General features: G+C 70.5%; 13 protein-coding genes. 11 read left to right on the top strand and 2 right to left on the bottom strand.

From position 1 onward, the window contains the following. From ABH937_RS02875 to ABH937_RS02835, 9 genes are all read left to right on the top strand, one after another. Complete coding sequence (locus tag ABH937_RS02875) at positions 1–723, top strand: WXG100 family type VII secretion target (RefSeq protein ID WP_280693858.1); 723 nt, start codon at positions 1–3, stop codon at positions 721–723. Continuing rightward, on the top strand, positions 720–1,628 hold the full coding sequence (locus ABH937_RS02870) for a nucleic acid/nucleotide deaminase domain-containing protein (RefSeq protein WP_370217046.1): 909 nt from the start codon (positions 720–722) through the stop codon (positions 1,626–1,628). Before ABH937_RS02875 ends, ABH937_RS02870 begins: the two co-directional genes overlap by 4 nt. A 93-nt stretch (positions 1,629–1,721) precedes the next feature. Continuing rightward, positions 1,722–2,303, top strand: a complete 582-nt coding sequence (locus tag ABH937_RS02865; protein ID WP_370217045.1) for an SUKH-4 family immunity protein — start codon at positions 1,722–1,724, stop codon at positions 2,301–2,303. A gap of 56 nt (positions 2,304–2,359) precedes the next feature. Further along, on the top strand, positions 2,360–3,232 hold the full coding sequence (locus ABH937_RS02860; protein ID WP_280693854.1) for a nucleic acid/nucleotide deaminase domain-containing protein: 873 nt from the start codon (positions 2,360–2,362) through the stop codon (positions 3,230–3,232). Positions 3,233–3,235: 3 nt separating this feature from the next. Next, on the top strand, positions 3,236–4,999 hold the full coding sequence (locus ABH937_RS02855) for a hypothetical protein (RefSeq protein ID WP_370217043.1): 1,764 nt from the start codon (positions 3,236–3,238) through the stop codon (positions 4,997–4,999). 141 nt (positions 5,000–5,140) lie between these two features. Further along, complete coding sequence (locus ABH937_RS02850) at positions 5,141–6,460, top strand: ATP-binding protein (RefSeq protein ID WP_280693852.1); 1,320 nt, start codon at positions 5,141–5,143, stop codon at positions 6,458–6,460. A 3-nt stretch (positions 6,461–6,463) separates the two neighbouring features. Continuing rightward, positions 6,464–7,087 (top strand): RloB family protein, encoded by a 624-nt coding sequence (locus tag ABH937_RS02845; protein WP_280693851.1) that lies wholly within the window; start codon positions 6,464–6,466, stop codon positions 7,085–7,087. 218 nt (positions 7,088–7,305) lie between these two features. Further along, positions 7,306–7,785: a VOC family protein gene (locus ABH937_RS02840; RefSeq protein ID WP_370217041.1), complete on the top strand. Its 480-nt coding sequence runs from the start codon at positions 7,306–7,308 to the stop codon at positions 7,783–7,785. A gap of 225 nt (positions 7,786–8,010) precedes the next feature. Further along, positions 8,011–10,290, top strand: a complete 2,280-nt coding sequence (locus tag ABH937_RS02835) for an AAA family ATPase (RefSeq protein ID WP_280693849.1) — start codon at positions 8,011–8,013, stop codon at positions 10,288–10,290. Between the two features lie 80 nt (positions 10,291–10,370). On the opposite strand, the gene ABH937_RS02830 is transcribed toward ABH937_RS02835, so the two are convergent. Together ABH937_RS02830 and trpS are read right to left on the bottom strand one after the other, a co-directional pair. After that, positions 10,371–11,678 carry a nucleobase:cation symporter-2 family protein gene (locus ABH937_RS02830; protein WP_280693921.1) on the bottom strand — a complete coding sequence of 436 codons (1,308 nt, stop codon included), beginning with the start codon at positions 11,676–11,678 and terminating at the stop codon, positions 10,371–10,373. Between the two features lie 449 nt (positions 11,679–12,127). Next, entirely contained in the window at positions 12,128–13,126 is a 999-nt protein-coding gene (gene trpS, locus ABH937_RS02825) for a tryptophan--tRNA ligase (RefSeq protein ID WP_280693848.1), read from the bottom strand. Between the two features lie 295 nt (positions 13,127–13,421). On the opposite strand from trpS, the gene ABH937_RS02820 reads away from it, so the two are divergent. Together ABH937_RS02820 and ABH937_RS02815 are read left to right on the top strand one after the other, a co-directional pair. Further along, positions 13,422–15,068 carry a metallophosphoesterase family protein gene (locus tag ABH937_RS02820; protein WP_280693847.1) on the top strand — a complete coding sequence of 549 codons (1,647 nt, stop codon included), beginning with the start codon at positions 13,422–13,424 and terminating at the stop codon, positions 15,066–15,068. Positions 15,069–15,195: 127 nt separating this feature from the next. Beyond that, the gene (locus ABH937_RS02815) at positions 15,196–16,194 is read left to right on the top strand and encodes a phosphotransferase family protein (protein WP_370217040.1); all 999 of its coding nucleotides are present in this window, start codon (positions 15,196–15,198) and stop codon (positions 16,192–16,194) included.

Below are 16,194 nucleotides of genomic sequence, written 5' to 3'. Positions count from 1 at the left end.
ATGGCCATCGAGCTTCCGAGTGAGGTCGCGTCCTTCCTGCAGTTCATCGGGATCAACTGGCCGCAGGTCAACGAGGACAAGGTCCGCGAGTTCGGCGCGCACATCAAGGAGTTCGCCGACAATCTGGACCAGACCCACCAGAACGCGACCTCGACGGTCCAGCAACTCGGCGAGGCCTACCAGGGGGCGGGATACGAAGCCCTGCTCGGCAGGTGGGGCGAGATGTCGAGCAGCCACATGCACGAACTCATCGACGCCTGCCACGCGGTGGCCACGGCACTGGACGCGGCGGCCGACGCCATCGTCGGGATGAAGCTCGAGGCGATCGGTGAACTGGTCGGCCTGGCGGCCACCTTCGTCGCTGACCAGGCGGCCGCGGTGGCGACCTTCGGTCTGGCCGAGGCCGGGCTGGTGCTGATCGATGAGGCGGCCGAGAAGCTGGTCGACTTCCTGGCCCAGCAGTTGGAGCAGTACATCATCGGCCAGGTGATCGAGGCCGCCGTCAGCCCGCTGATCGAGGTGGTCGGCCGCGCCGTCGGCGGGCTGGTGTACCAGGCGGCGGAATCGGCCCTGGGCGGCGGCGGCAAGTCGGCCGGCAACAGCTTCGAGATACACCCCGACGTGGTGGCCCTCCACGCGCAGACCATGCGCGACCACGCGGACGCCGTGACGGGGCACGCGCAGGCTCTCAGGTCCAAGATCGCAGGGGTGAGCTTCGAATGAAATCAGGAGTCACCAAAGCGCTGGAAGACTCGGCGGAGAAGCTGGACAAGACCCTGGTCGACGACGCCGGCAAGGCGGTGTCCGGGCTCTACGGCAAGACCCATGAGGGTCTGACGACGACCCTGGAGAACCACGCCAAGAACGAGGCCGAGCGCGAGGCCGAACTCAAGGCGATCAAGGACGCCGCCAAGACCAAGGAGGCGCTGCGCGAGGACCTGGGTCCGACGCCGGTCTACCGCATCCGCGACGACGGCACGGTCGAGAAGCTCACCAAGACCGGCCCGAAGAAGCTCGAACAGGAGGACCTCGACCGGCTGCCGCTGAAGCTGGACTCGGAGCACAAGATTCTCGAGCCCGAGGGTGCGGACGACGCCTACAAGCTCCCGCCGACAGCCGAGGGACAGACCCATCCCAAGTCCGCTTCGCAACAGGTCCCCTTCGGACATGACGAGTTGAGCAGGGCGACCCAGCTCGCCCGCCACGAGGCCAAGAGCTACGGCGGGTACCGGGAGATCAAGAAGGCCGGCAAGAAGACCGGCGACTACAAGTTCAGCAGCAACAACTATGCAGCCCTGCGGTACGGCGAGGAGGGCGACAAGAACGGGTTCATTCTGGTCGCCCGAAGTCAGTACCTGGGAGCACACTCCGAACCGGCGCTTGGCATTCCCCTACTCGAGTCCAAGTCGGCGCAGGGCATAACCGCGCTCTACACCGAGCGTGAGCCGTGTTCCGTCTACCCGAACTGCAGCGCATGGATGCACCACTACCTGCCGGACCACGTCAAGATCAGTCATTCCGTCGAATACGGCGAGACACCGGATTCACGCAAGGCCGGAAACCAGTTGATGGAGCACTACCTCAACGCACTGCGGATGCCGAAACCCTTTAAGCGCTACACCGGGTAGCCGCCGCCGATCCCACGCACCGGCCAGAATGGCCGACAGTAGACTGGCTCACACCTGACGCTGCGGACACAGCTCGACTGGCAGGAGAAACTGATGACTCACCGGGTTGATAGGACCAAGCTGGAGTCGGTGTTCCCACCCGGTGACCTGGTCACCCTCACGGGCGCCGCACTCGATGCCGTCCCGCATCAGCCGACCCGTGAGTTCCTGCGCGACGTCGGCCTGCCCGACAAGAGCTGGCTCAAGGTCAGCCGCACGTTCCGCAGGGGCGAGCCGCAGATCGGATTCCAGCAGACCGCCGCGGACTACCCGGGGCTGAACTTCGCCTTCGAGCGCTGGCTCTCCCTCGGCCACATCCTCGCTGACACGATCGGCGTCGACGTGGCAAGCGGAAAGATCTATGTGCGGCCCGTTGACAAAGAGCCGCATCTACTCAATAGCAGCATCGACACTTTTGTATACGCCCTCTACCTACTGGAGGTGGAACGTCCCAACTACGATTTCGAGAAGTTCGGTCACGACGAGGACGACCCCGAGGCCGAGGAGGACGCGGGCTACGACCCCGATGCAGCTGACCGGCTGCGGGAGCAACTGCTGGAGGCTGACCCGGTGGCCTTCCAAACTCCCGACTCCACCTGGGACATGGTCCTGCACCGTGTGACCGACGACTACTAGCAGCTCCGCCGGCCGGGCCTGAGTCCAATTCCACGTCTTGATCCGAGGAGAGACCCGTGACGTCCCCCCACGACCCGTTCACCGCGAGGTTCGGAGCCGACGGCCTCCGGCGCTTCGCCGCCGCCTCGTCCGACGCCGGACTTCCGGACGTCAACGCGCCGGCCCGGGTCGATGGGTTGGTGCTCCCGCACCAGGTCGGACCGTACTTCCACACGCTCGACGACGAGCCCGCCACGCTGAGCGCCTATGCCGACTCCATCGGCGCCGAGCTGTCCACGGCTGAGCAGCGGTCCTGGGCCCGCCTGGGTTCGGACCGGGCCTACGACCTGGTGGCGGACCCGAACGGACAGGTCCACGCACTGCTGATCCGCTACGCCGACGAGCCGCTGCGGTACGTCAGTTCCTCCCCCGAGGCGTTCGCCGAGAGCCTGCTCCGGCTCGACGAACTGCTCGACGTGCTCGGGTCGACGGACGATCCCGACCAGGCCGCCGCCGCCTTCGGGCGCTGCGAGGAACGCCTGAAGTCCCTGGACCCGCAAGCGTTCGCGGACGTCGAGAGCTGGTGGCCGCTGGTCCTGGAGGACGTCCGTACCACCGCCAGTGTCGAGAGCCGCGCCGCCTTCGAGATCGTCGACGACAGCGGCGAGAAGAAGATCTTCACCTCCGCGGGCGCGATCTGCCTGCACCCCGAGGAGCGGCTCTGGCGCAGCCTGGCGGGGGCCGGAATCCAGCCGGAGCAGGTGATCAGGGTCTACACCGAGTTGGAGGCCTGCGCCATGCCCGGCCACTACTGCTCGATGTGGCTCGCACTGTCCTTCCCCAACGCCGCCGTCACGCACAGTTTCCCGTACGGGGAGACGGCGGCCTCCCGCGCGGACGGCATCCGGCAGTGGCGTGTCGCGACCGCCGACCGCGCCCAGGGGGAGTGAACCGTGGCGTCTCCTGCTCCGGCCGTTCCCACTCTCGCCGGCTGGCCGCCGCTGGTCGGGCCGGCTGCCGCCCTGGTGCCCGCGCTGCTCGACTGGGCTGCCCGTCAGGACGGTGCCGCACCTCGGTTGTGCCTGATCACCGGTGGTCCCGGGGCCGGCAAGAGCCATCTGCTGGCCTGGCTGCTGGCCGGCTCGGACAGCGATCCGCGCACCACCGTTCACGCGACCGTCCCGGCCGGCGGGCAGATCGCGCAGACCGTCGCCTGGGAACTCGGCCACCAGCTCGGCTACGGCCCGCTGTCCCCCGAGGACTTGATCGCTCGGGTCGCCGCCGACCCTCGTCCGCTGCGCCTGCTGCTGCCGGACCTGCACCACGCGGGCCGTGGCCCGGCGGATCTGCCGACGGCTCGACCGCAGGATGTCGTCGAGCGGCTCGTCGCCCCGTTGCTCGCGCTGCCGCACGTGCGGGCGGCGGTGGAGGTCGGGCAGCTCGACCTGTTGCCGGCGCAGGGCGCGCTGACCCTCGATCTCGGCCCAACGGCCTACGATCCCACAGCACCTGAGGCTCCGGGAGCGCCCGGCACGGCGGATCCGTTCGGCACCCGGACGGACAACACACCGCTGGCCGACTGGCGGACCGCGCCTGCCGCGCTCCGGGAACGGGCACTCGACCGCGCCCTGGCCGCCGGAACCGCCGTGACTCTCCTCAAGGATCCGGGATTCCTGGTGCACGGGTCGCTGGCGGCGATCACCGCGACCCTCGGCGACGAGCGGCTGCCCCTGCCGGCCCGGCTGCGGACGGTATGGGAGTGCGCGGCACCCGCGCTGTCCACCCCGGCGGTGACCGATCCGGAGCGGGCGGCGATCCTGCACGCCGCGGCGCTCGGTGCGGACCCGAGGCTCGCCGAGTTCCTCCGTCCGCTGGCCGGCTCCAACCGCTGGAACGCGAGTTGGGCACAGCCGACCTTCCGAGCGTCCTCGGCGGCACTGCTGCCCGCGGCGACGCCGGCGGCGGAGCGCCTGGTGACGGTGGATCCGCTGGGGCGAGTGCGCCTCCACCGGGCCGACGACGGGGCACTCATCCGCCGGGTCACCGTCGACCCGAAGCTGCGGCCGACGGTCGTGGCGGCGGCCGCAGCGGACCGGCTGCTCGCCCTCGATGCCGACGGCATCCTGCACCCGCTGATGGTGGGAGAGGCCGGGTCCGGCGGCGCCGACACCCACTACCTGGCGCTGCACCACAACGCGATCACGGTCGAGTCGGCGTCGAACCGTCCGACCGCGATCGGGAGCAGCGCCGGGCGGTTCGTCGTCGGCGATGACGACGGCCGCGTACACCTGTGGTCGCTGACGACCCTTCAGTCCGGCCCGCGCACCAACCGGCTGCACCGGACCGCGATCACGGCAGTGGACTGCGCGGTCCTGCCCGACACCGGCGTCACCCTGCTGGTGTCGGCCGGCCTCGACGGCACTGTCCGCCTCTGGGACTCGGCCAGCGGTGCCGCGATGCCGGAACCGGTGGAACGCCGGACCACGGCAGTCCCGACCGCGCTCGCGCTGGCCGAAACCGCCGCCGGACCGGTCCTCGCCGTCGCCTGGTCCGATCAGCGGCTGCATCTCTGGCAGTTGTTCGAAGGCCGGCTGACACCGCTGCCGCTGCTCCACCCGGCCACCGCGCTCGCCCTGCGCGGTGACGCCACGCTGATCGTCGCGGGCGAGCGGGGGGCGACCGCGCTGCGGCTCGATCTCGACACGCTCTGGAGCTGATGTGGCCCGGTACGGGACCTCGGCGCGGCCCGGTAGGCCCGTGGTGCTGCCGAGGAGTACGCGTGGAGAGTACAGTTTCAGTCCTGTGCAAGGCTGGTTTCGTCCCACAGGGTTGTGAAACTGCTACCAAGATGAGGACCCATGCTGCTGAGGTTCCGAGTCACCAACCATCGTTCGATCCGCGACACGGCCGAGCTCTCCATGACGTCCAGCGGGTTCTCCGCAACCCGGCCCGCCGACGGCGACTGGGGCGTGGTGACCAACCGGGTGGCTGGCATCTTTGGTTCGAACGCGTCAGGCAAGACCACTGTCCTGGATGCCTTGGAATTCGCACGAACGGCCGTTCGGGATTCAGCGCACTGGACCGACCGGGAATTCTTTCCGCACGAGCCGTTCCTGCTCGACAACTCGTCGCGCGGTGAGACGTCCGCCTATGAGATCGATTTCACGGCGCAGCATGTCAGGTACACCTACGGATTCGAGTCGGACCGCTCCGGGGTTCAGTCGGAGTGGCTGCACAGCTTTCCGTCCGGCCGGAAGCGGGTGCTCTTCGAGCGGGAGCCGTCCGGGGACATGGAGTTCGGCCGGAGCCTGAAGGGCGAGAATCAGCGCATCGCCCGCCTGATGGGGCCGCACAACCTCTTCCTCTCCGTCGCATCCCAGGCGAATCACCAGGAACTGCGAGCGGTTCGCCACTGTCTGGTCCGGGACTTCAGCTACATTCCGTTCTCCGACGACAAACGGAGCAGCCGCATCCGATCGATCCGGAAGTGGATCGAGGACGACAAGGCGCGGCGCAGCGCGGAGAGCTTGCTGCGTTTCGCCGATCTCGGCATTCTGCGGATCACGGCGGAACACCGGAAGCTTCCGGAGGGGACGGTCAGCACCATGCGCGGGATTGTCGAAGCCGCCTTCGGCTCCGATGAGGCGAAGCCCTCCTTCCTCACCGACGACGGTGAGTGGCGCGACCTGCTCGAGGAGCAGCAGAAGGAGATCGGGTTCTGGCACTCGGCCGATGACGGCGGGGAGTTCCGCTTGGACATCGCGCAGGAGAGCTCCGGCACCGTCTCCTGGCTCTCGGTCGCCGTCCCGGCCCTGCAAGCCATCGAGTCCGGCGGTGTGTTCGCGGTGGACGAGCTGGATGCGAGCCTGCATCCGCACCTGGTCGCCGCCCTGATCGAGCTCTTCAAATCCCCCGACTTCAATCGCTCGGGTGCCCAACTCCTCTTTGCCTCCCACGACACGTCGCTCCTGGGACACCTGGCCGGCGGTGCGCTCGACCGGGAGGATGTGTGGTTCACCGAGAAGGACAGGCAAGGGGTGACCGCGCTCTATCCGCTGACCGACTTCCCGGTGAAGCGCGACCACAACATCGAGCGCCGCTACCTCAGCGGGCGTTACGGCTCAGTGCCGCAGATCTCCTGGAGTGATCTGCGCACCGCGCTCGAAGTAGGGAGCTAAGGAGTGGCGGGGCGTTCCATCCGTGGCGGCCAGGATCTGCGCAAGGCTCGGAACAAGCGTGCGGTCGGCCGAAAGATTCTCATTGTGACCGAGGGACTGAAAACCGAGCCGCAATACTTCGAGGGGTTATCCAAGCTCCTCAACGCGCGGGCGGTGCAAGTCATCTCCGTCAGGCCGGTCGGGCTGGGCAAGGATCCACTGTCGGTCGTGCGCGAGGCGGTCGCTCGTCGAGCCCGCGAACAGCGTGGCGGCGATCCGTACGACGAAACCTGGTGCGCGGTGGACGTCGACAGCCATCAGTCCCTCGAGGCGGCCTGCAACCTGGCACGGCAGGAAGGGATTTCGCTGGCGATCAGCAGTCCGTGCTTCGAGATCTGGCTCCTGTGGCACTATGCGAATCACGCAGCGTGGATCTCCGGCAGCGAGGCGCTGGAGTTGCTCAAGTCACGGCACGGCTTCGCCGGGAAGAACCTTCCGGCGGACTTCCCATTCCCACAGTACGAGGCAGCCGCGCTACGGGCCGCGGCGTGCCCGCCGAACCCGGTGGCACATCGGCCGCCGAACCCCCACAGCTCAGTGGCGCTGCTGGTGGGGGTTCTGCGAGCGGCCAGCATGCGGATCGAGTGATCCACGGGGATCGGCGCGACGGCTCCCTCACCCTGTCGTTCGGCCTGCCGGACGGTCCGCACCTGCTGCGCGTCCGGTGGGCCCACGTCGAGGTGTCCCCGTGGTGATCCCCGCCGCCCAGGCGAGCCGGCTCGGCTGGCTCCAGCGTGTCGGACGGGCCCGCGCAGTGCCCCGGCGCCAACCTGGAGGAAACGGACGGCGTGATGCGAGGAGGCGCGATGACCAGCAAGGGCTTCACCACCTGCCTGTGGTTCGACGGGCAGGCCGAGGAGGCGGCGAACCACTACCTGTCGATCTTCAAGGACTCGAAGCTCGGCCGGATCACCCGCTACACCGAGGCCGGCCCCGGTCCGGCCGGTGGCGTGCTGGTGGTCGAGTTCGAGCTCAACGGCCAGAAGTTCATCGGGCTCAACGGCGGCCCGCAGTACAAGTTCAACCCGGCGATCTCGTTCCAGATCATGTGCGCCGACCAGGCCGAGGTGGACCACTACTGGGACCGGCTGCTCGACGGCGGCGAGCCGATGGCCTGCGGCTGGGTGACCGACCGCTACGGGGTGTCCTGGCAGGTGGTGCCGGAGGTGCTGCCCGGCCTGATCAGCGACCCGGATCCGGAGAAGGCGACGCGCACGACCGCCGCGATGATGTCGATGGTCAAGCTCGACATCGCCGCACTGCTGCGGGCACACGCGGGCGACTGACCCGCGGGAAGGCACGTGGAGCGGCTCGCACCATCGCCCCGGGAGCCGGTGCGAGCCGCTCCGCGCAGTGCGCCGCCGACGGAAACAGCGCCGACGGAAACAGAAAAGCGCCGGAACCCCTGGTACGGAGTTCGGCGCTTCGTTTAACATTGTTCTTTCGGGCTGCCTTTTGGCGAATCATCAAAAGTAGCTCCCGAAAGTCACTATAGCGTCCAGGGGGTCGAATTGTCAATCAGCGAAATCAGCATCGAACAGACCGGCGTCGACCGGCTCTACGCCCGCCTCGACGACCTGCGGGTCCAGCTCGGCGACCGGCTCGGCCAGGCGTTGTCGCAGCTCAGCAGCGGTCACCAGGCATTGGTCGAGCGCGACACGGCGGCAGCCGAGTACGGCGAACAGCTGGCACGGCTCGACGCGGTGGAACACGGCCTCTGTTTCGGACGGCTCGACCTGACGGACGGCCGGATCCACCGAATCGGACGGCTCGGACTGCGGGCGGAGAATTCCGACGAGCCCCTGCTGATCGACTGGCGGGCGCCGGCCGCGCGGCCGTTCTACGTGGCCACCGGAATCGTGCCGGAGGGCGTACGGCGGCGCCGGCACCTGCGCACGGACGGACGGCGGGTGGTCGACCTGCAGGACGAGCTGCTGGACCGGGCGAGCCGGACCGACGACGAGGAGCTGAGCGGCGAGGAGCTGAGCGGCGAGGCCGCGCTCTTCGCGGCGCTCGACGCGAGCCGGACCGGGCGGATGAGCGACATCGTGGCGACCATCCAGGGCGAGCAGGACCGGATCATCCGCGCCGACCACCGCGGCGCCCTGGTGGTGCAGGGCGGCCCGGGCACCGGCAAGACCGCCGTGGCGCTGCACCGGGCCGCCTACCTGCTCTACACCCGGCGCGAGCAGCTGGCCAAGCGGGCGGTGCTGATCGTCGGCCCGAACGTCGCCTTCCTGCGGTACATCGGCCAGGTGCTGCCCTCGCTCGGCGAGACCGGCGTGCGGCTGGCGACGATCGGTGAACTGTTCCCCGGGGTCTGCGCCGAGCGGGCGGAGCCGGCGGCGGCCACCGAGGCCAAGGGCCGGGCGGCGATGGCGGAGGTGATCGCCGCCGCCGTCCGCGACCGGCAGTGGGTGCCGGGCTGGGAGCCCGAGGAGGCGATCGAGGTCGAGTACGAGCGCGAGGTGCTGCGGCTGACCCGGCCGGTCTGCGCGGGCGCGCGGGAGGCGGCCCGGGCCAGCGGCCTGACGCATCATCAGGCCCGGCCGATCGTCGAGCGGCGGATCGTGGCCGCGCTGGCCGAGCAGTACGCCGAGCGGATCGGGACCGACCCGCTCGGCGGCGAGAACCTGCTGGACCCGGGCAGCCTGGCGGCGATCCGGCGGGAGCTGCACGCGAGCCCCGAGGTGGACGCGGCGCTCGAACGGCTCTGGCCGCGACTCACCCCGCAGCGGCTGCTGACCGAGCTGTTCGCCTCCCCCGACCGCCTGGCCGCCGCGGCGCCGCAGCTGTCGGCCGTCGAGCGGCAGGCCCTGCTGCGCGCGCCCGGCGGGGGCTGGAGCCCGGCGGACGTCCCGCTGCTCGACGAGGCCGCCGAGTTGCTCGGGCCCGACGAGGAGCTGCGGCAGGCACGGCGGGCGGGCGCCGAGCGTGAGCACCGGCGGCGGCTGGCGTACGCGCAGGAGGTGCTCGATGTGGCCTACGGCTCGCGCTCGGTGGACCTGGAGGACGGCGAGGAGGGCGAACTGCTCGCCGCCTACGACCTGGTGGACGCCGACCGGCTGGCCGAACGGCACCAGGAGCGGGACCGGCGCACGGCCGCCGAGCGGGCGGCGGCCGACCGCAGCTGGGTGTACGGCCACCTGATCGTGGACGAGGCGCAGGAACTGTCCGCGATGGACTGGCGGATGCTGATGCGCCGCTGCCCGAGCCGCTCGATGACGCTGGTCGGGGATGTCGCGCAGACCGGCGCACCGGGTGGCACCGGCTCCTGGGCGCAGGCGCTCGACCCGTACCTGGCGGGCCGCTGGCGGCTGGCCCGGCTGGACGTCAACTACCGCACTCCCGGCGAGATCGCGGCCGTGGCAGCGGATGTGCTGGCGGCCCTCGGCCCCGGGGTCGCGGCGCCCCGCGCGGTGCGGGAGACCGGGGTGCGGCCGTGGCTGGCCCCCGAGGAGGCGTTGCCCGAGTTGCTCGCGCGGGAGGCGGCGGCGGTCGGCGACGGCCTGCTGGCCGTCATCGCGCCGACGGCGGACGCCGCCGCCCTGGCGCAGCTCGGGCTGCCGGCGCTCACCGTCCAGCAGGCCAAGGGGCTGGAGTTCGACTCGGTGATCGTGCTCGACCCGGCCGGCATCCTCACCGAGTCGCCGCGCGGGCTGAACGATCTCTACGTCGCGCTGACCCGGGCCACCCAGCGCCTCGGGGTGGTGCACACAGGCGAGTTGCCCGCGCCGCTGCGGGCGGAGCGGTTCGATCCGGTCCTGCCGGTGGCGGCGGGCGGGCGGTAGCGGGCGGCGCCACGAGCGCCACCCGGCGCTGCCGCGCGCCGGGTTGGCGCTCCGCCGGCGGGTGTTCCGCTGCCGGCCGGCTACTCGCCGGCCGCCGGCACCGCCACCGCGTCGGCCACAGCTCCCCGACGCCCCCACCCGAGGTGGTTGAAGAGCAGGTTGAGCGTGATCGCCGCCAGGCAGCCCGCCGCGATGCCCGAGCTCAGGATGGTCGCGAGCTGCTGCGGGAGGGCGTGGTAGAAGCCCGGGTAGGCGATCGGGAAGATGCCGAAGGCCAGGCTCACCGCCACGATCAGCGCGTTCGAGCCCACCGACAGGTCGGCCTTGCTCAGCGTCCGCACGCCGGCCACCGCGACCGAGCCGAAGAGCACCACCCCGGCCCCGCCCAGCACCGGCTGCGGCACCAGCGAGGCCAGGCCGCCGACCACCGGCAGCAGGCCCATCAGGATCAGGAAACCGCCGCCCATCGCCACCACGAAGCGGCTGCGGATCTTCGTCAGCGCGACCAGGCCGATGTTCTGCGCGAAGGCGGAGCAGAAGAAGCCGTTGAACACCCCGCCGAACGCGCTGGCCAGGCCGTCCGCACGCAGCCCGGCGGCGATGGTGCGCTCGTCGACCGGCCGCTCGACCACCTCGCCGAGCGCGATCATGTCGGCGGTGGACTCGGTCATCGAGACCACCATCACCACCAGCATCGAGATGATCGACGCCAGCTCGAAGCGCGGCGCACCGAAGGCGAACGGGTGCGGCAGCTCGAAGACCGGCAGCGAGGTGAGCGCGTGCAGGTCGACCTTGCCGAACGGGATCGCCGCCAGGGTGCCCGCCAGCAGCCCGAAGAGGATCGCGATCCGCTGCGCGAAACCGCGCAGGAAGCGGTTGAAGAGCAGCACCGCGAGCAGCGTGAACGCCGCCAGCCCCAGGTTGCTCACCGAGCCGTAGCCGTGTGCCTGCGCGTTGCCGCCCTGCGCCCAGTTGCCCGCCACCGGCAGCAGCGAGACGCCGATCAGGGTGATCACCGTCCCACTGACCACCGGTGGGAAGAATCTGACCAGGCGACAGAAGAGCGGCGCCGCCAGGAAGCAGACCAGGCCCGCCACGATGGTGGAGCCGAAGATCAGCGGCAGCGTGGCGCCCTTCTTCGCCGCCACCACGGCCAGCACCGGCGAGACGGTGGCGAACGAGACCCCGTTGACGAACGGCAGCCGGGAGCCGATCCGCCAGACGCCAAGGGTCTGCAACAAGGTGGCGATGCCGGCGATGAAGAGGGCGGCCGCCAGCAGCGTGGTCAGCTGCGCGGCGTTCAGGCCGACCGCACCGCCGATGATCAGCGGCGGGGCGGCGACCCCGGCGTACATGCTGGCCACGTGCTGCAGCGCGACCGCCGACATCCGGCCCAGCGGCAGCACCTCGTCCACCGGGTGGACGGCAGCGGGGTCAGCGCGATCGGCGTCAGGGCTGTCGGGGTCAGCGAGATCGGCCTCGGGGCGATCGGAGTCCGGTTGAAGCGCAAGGTCCTGACTGGCCACGGCTGTTGTCCCTCCACATCTGACGGTGGCTTCGGGCCCGGGAACGACGACCGGAGTGCGGGACGGAGCACGGTGACGCTGGGACGACCCTGGCGGACGGCGCTGCCGTCGCCCACCGCCGGCTCCTGCGGCGAACAGGAGACCGACCCAAGTGAACAGAACATCCACGATGCGGAAACTGACTTCCGCGTTGGAGTGAATCTAGGAAGCCCGCCATCGCCCGTCAATAGCTCCTGTCGGATCACCGGCCACACCCGCCGACTCTTGGACGAATCTCCAAGGATCAACAAGGTGTCAGTGTCGATATGGCATCAATACCGCATCCCCATGACCTCCAACACCTCCGCCAGCGTCCGGCGCGCCACCTCGTCGGCTCGCGCGTTCCCCCGGGCCAGCACCTCCCGCAGGTGGCCGGGATCCTGCGCCAACTCGGCCCGGCGCTCGCGGATCGGCCGCAGGTGCTCGTTCACCGCCTCGGTGACCAGCGTCTTGAGCGCGCTGGCCCCGCCGTCGCCGAGTTCCTCGGCCACCGAGTGCGGGTCCCGGCCCAGACAGAGCGCGGCCAGGGTGAGCAGGCTCGACACCTCGGGCCGGCGTTCGGGGTCGTAGCCGATCCGGCGCTCGACGTCGGTCCTGGCACTGCGGATCAGCCGGGCCGTCTCGTCCTCGCTCGCGCCCAGCGCGATCGCGTTGCCCCGGCTCTTGCTCATCTTGCCGCCGTCGGTGCCCAGCAGCTGCGGCATCGCCGACAGCAGCGCCTCCGGTTCCGGGAAGAACGGCGAAGTCCCTGACGCATAGCGGGCGTTGAAGCGTCGGGCGATGGTCCGGGTGGCCTCCAGGTGCGGCAGCTGGTCCTGGCCGACCGGCACCAGGTGCGCCTTGCAGAACAGGATGTCGGCGGCCTGGTGCACCGGGTAGGTCAGCATCAGACCGCTGACCTGGGCCTGCCGGGAGTGCGCGATCTCGTCCTTCACCGTGGGGTTGCGCTGCAGTTCGGCGGTGCTGACCAGGGAGAGGAACGGCAGCAGCAGCTGGTTGAGGGCCGGCACCGCGCTGTGCGTGAAGATCACCGAGCGCGCCGGATCGATCCCGACCGCGAGATAGTCCAGCACCAACTCCCGGACGTGGTCGCCGAGTCGGTCGGCCACATCGCGGTCGGTGAGCACCTGGTAGTCGGCGATCACCACGAACAGCTCGGCGCCCTCGGCCTGCAGGCGTACCCGGTTCTGCAAGGAGCCGAAGTAGTGGCCGAGATGGAGCGGGCCGGTCGGGCGGTCGCCGGTCAGCACGCGGGGACGGAAGGCGGTCATCCTGCTTCTCCTCTGCACGGGGCGGGTGTCGGTGCCGTCCGGCGGGGCCCGTGCGGGGAGCAAGCGAAAGGGCCGTCCGTCCGGACGGCCCAGGGCATGTCGAATGCGCGGCCGTCCTAGGACGGCCACCAGCTCAACGGAAGCAGTGGTGCGCGCATGGCATCACTGTAGCCCGTCCGAGCATTCAGTGGGGCCGCCCAAGGGTTCAGAGGGGAGCCGGTTCCCGTTCACCCGGCACCGGGTACGCCGCCGCTAGCGTGGACGCCCTTCAACGACCTTCAGGCGAGGAGTTCCTGTGGACCAGCCCTTCGACGCCCCCGAGCCGAGCAGCGACGGCGAGACCGGCGGCACCGTCAGCCGCCGCACCGCACTGCGGCTCAGCGCCACCGTGGGCGGTGCCGCACTGGCCGCGGGCCCGCTGCTCGCCGCCACCCCCGCTGCGGCTGACAGCGGTTCAGCTGACGCCCCGTCGGCCCAGAGCTCTCCGCTGCTGCTCACCCGGCCCGAGTCGCTCGGCGCCCCGGCGGTCGAGGGACTGCACCTGACCTTCGGCGCCGACCCGAGCCGGCAGATGACCGCCTCCTGGACCACCGACGGCCCGGTCCGCAATCCCCGGGTCCAGCTCGGCACCCTGGAGGGCGGCTTCGGCCGCACCGTGCAGGCCGACACCCGTACCTACACCGACGGCGTGAGCAACCGGGTGGTCCACACCCACCACGCCCGGATGGAGAACCTGCGGCCGGGCACCTACTACACCTACGCCGCGCTGCACGACGGCGGCCGCCCCGACGCCGGCAGCTTCCGGACCGCCCAGCGCGGCCGGCAGGCCTTCACCTTCACCAGCTTCGGCGACCAGGCGGTGCCCAGCACCACCTGGCAGCCGGACGGCAAGGGCGGCTACACGGTGGTCCCCAGCGGCATCGCCTCCCCTGCCTCGGCGGACATCGTGGCCGGCATCGAGCAGGTCGACCCGCTCTTCCACCTGCTCAACGGCGACCTCTGCTACGCCAACATCTCGCCGGACCGGCTGCGCACCTGGCAGGGCTTCTTCGCCAACAACACCCGCTCGGCCCGGTTCCGCCCGTGGATGCCGGCGGCCGGCAACCACGAGAACGAGAAGGCCAACGGTCCGATCGGCTTCACCTCCTTCCAGACCCGCTTCGACCTGCCGGACAACGGTGGCGACGCCGAGACCAAGGGTCTCTGGTACTCCTTCTCGGTCGGCTCGGTGCACGTGGTGGTGCTGCAGAACGACGACGTGGCCTACCAGGACGCCGGCGACGCCTACGTGCACGGCTACAGCGGCGGCGCCCAGCGCGCCTGGCTGGAGCAGGACCTGGCCAAGGCGCGCGCGGACCGCTCGATCGACTGGGTGGTGGTCTGCATGCACCAGGTGGTGATCAGCTCCTCCGACGCCAACGGCGCCGACCGGGGTGTCCGCGAGCAGTGGGGCCCGCTCTTCGACCGCTACCAGGTGGACCTGGTGGTCTGCGGGCACGAGCACGACTACGAGCGCTCGCTGCCGGTGCGCGGCACGGTCTCCGGCTCGGAGACGCTGACCCCGAACCCGGTCTCCACCGCGACCGACGTGATGGACACCTCGCAGGGCACCGTGCACATGGTGCTCGGCGGTGGCGGCACCTCCTCGCCGACCAACAGCGCGTTCTTCAAGCCCGCCAAGGCGAAGGTGATCACCGGCGTCGGCGCGGTGGGCGCGAACGGCAAGCGCACGCCGGTCTACGTCCACGAGGACGCGCCGTGGGTGGGCGTGCGGGACCTGGACCACTCGTACGGCTTCGCCGCGTTCACCGTGGACCCGGGCCACCAGCCGGGCGGCACCACCAGCATCCACGTCACCTACTACCGGGTGGCCCAGCCGGACGGGGCGATCAGCCCGATGGAGAGCTTCGTGCTGCACCGCAAGCGCTCCGACCACCACTGACCCTCCGCGCAACGGCCGCGTCCACCACCGGTGGGCGCGGCCGTTCCGTTTCCTCCACCGTTGACATCCCCGGCGTCGGGCGAGAGGCTAAGCAAGCGCTTAGTCAGTCTCACTCCCGAAGGATGCCATGACCGACAATCCCCCCGGACTCGACCTCGCCGCGCTCCAGGAGCACCTGGGCACCGGACCGCTGAGCGCGGAGCTGATCGAGGGCGGCCGCTCCAACCTGACCTACCGGCTGACCGACGGCGAGCACCGCTGGGTGCTGCGCCGCCCTCCGCTGGGGCACGTGCTGGCCACCGCGCACGACATGGCCCGCGAGTACCGGGTGATCGGCGCGCTGCACGACTCGCCGGTCCCGGTGCCGCGCACCGTGCGGCTGACCGAGGACCCGGCGGTGATCGGCGCGCCGTTCTACCTGATGGAGTTCGTGGACGGCACCGCTCACCGGGACAGCGTGGCGCTGGCCGCGCTGGGGCCCGAGCGGGTGCGGGCACTGGCGGACCACCTGGTCGACACCCTGGTCGCGCTGCACGCGATCGACCCGCAGGAAGTCGGGCTGGCCGACTTCGGGCGCCCCGAGGGCTTCCTGACCCGCCAGGTGCAGCGCTGGGGCAAGCAGTTGGCCGCCTCCCGCAGCCGCGAGGTGGCCGGGATCGACGCGCTGGCCGAGCGGCTCGCCGGCTACCTGCCGCACTCCCCCGCGCCCACGCTGGTGCACGGCGACTACCGGCTGGACAACGTGCTGGTCGGGCCGGACGACCGGATCACCGCCGTCCTCGACTGGGAGATGTCCACCCTCGGCGACCCGCTGACCGACCTCGGCCTGCTGGTGATGTACACCGAACTGGCCGCGCAGTTCGCCGGGGTGATCCCGGGCGTCGCGCTGGCGCCCGGGTTCCCGAGCGGGGGCGAGCTGATCGAGCGCTACGCGGCCGAGTCGGGCCGGGACGTCGGCCGGGTCGACTGGTACGTCGCCTTCGCCTCGTTCAAGCTCGCCGTGGTGCTGGAGGGCATCCACTTCCGCTACAGCCAGGGACGCACCGTCGGGGCCGGCTTCGACCGGGTCGGCGCGCTGGTCCCGCTCTTCGTCGAACACGGCCTGACCGCACTCAAGGAGCGCTGA

The organism is Kitasatospora sp. GAS1066B (assembly GCF_041262605.1).
Lineage (GTDB): Bacteria > Actinomycetota > Actinomycetes > Streptomycetales > Streptomycetaceae > Kitasatospora.
Note: the sequence above shows the minus strand (reverse complement) of the source record. Positions and strands in the feature narration are given on the sequence as shown.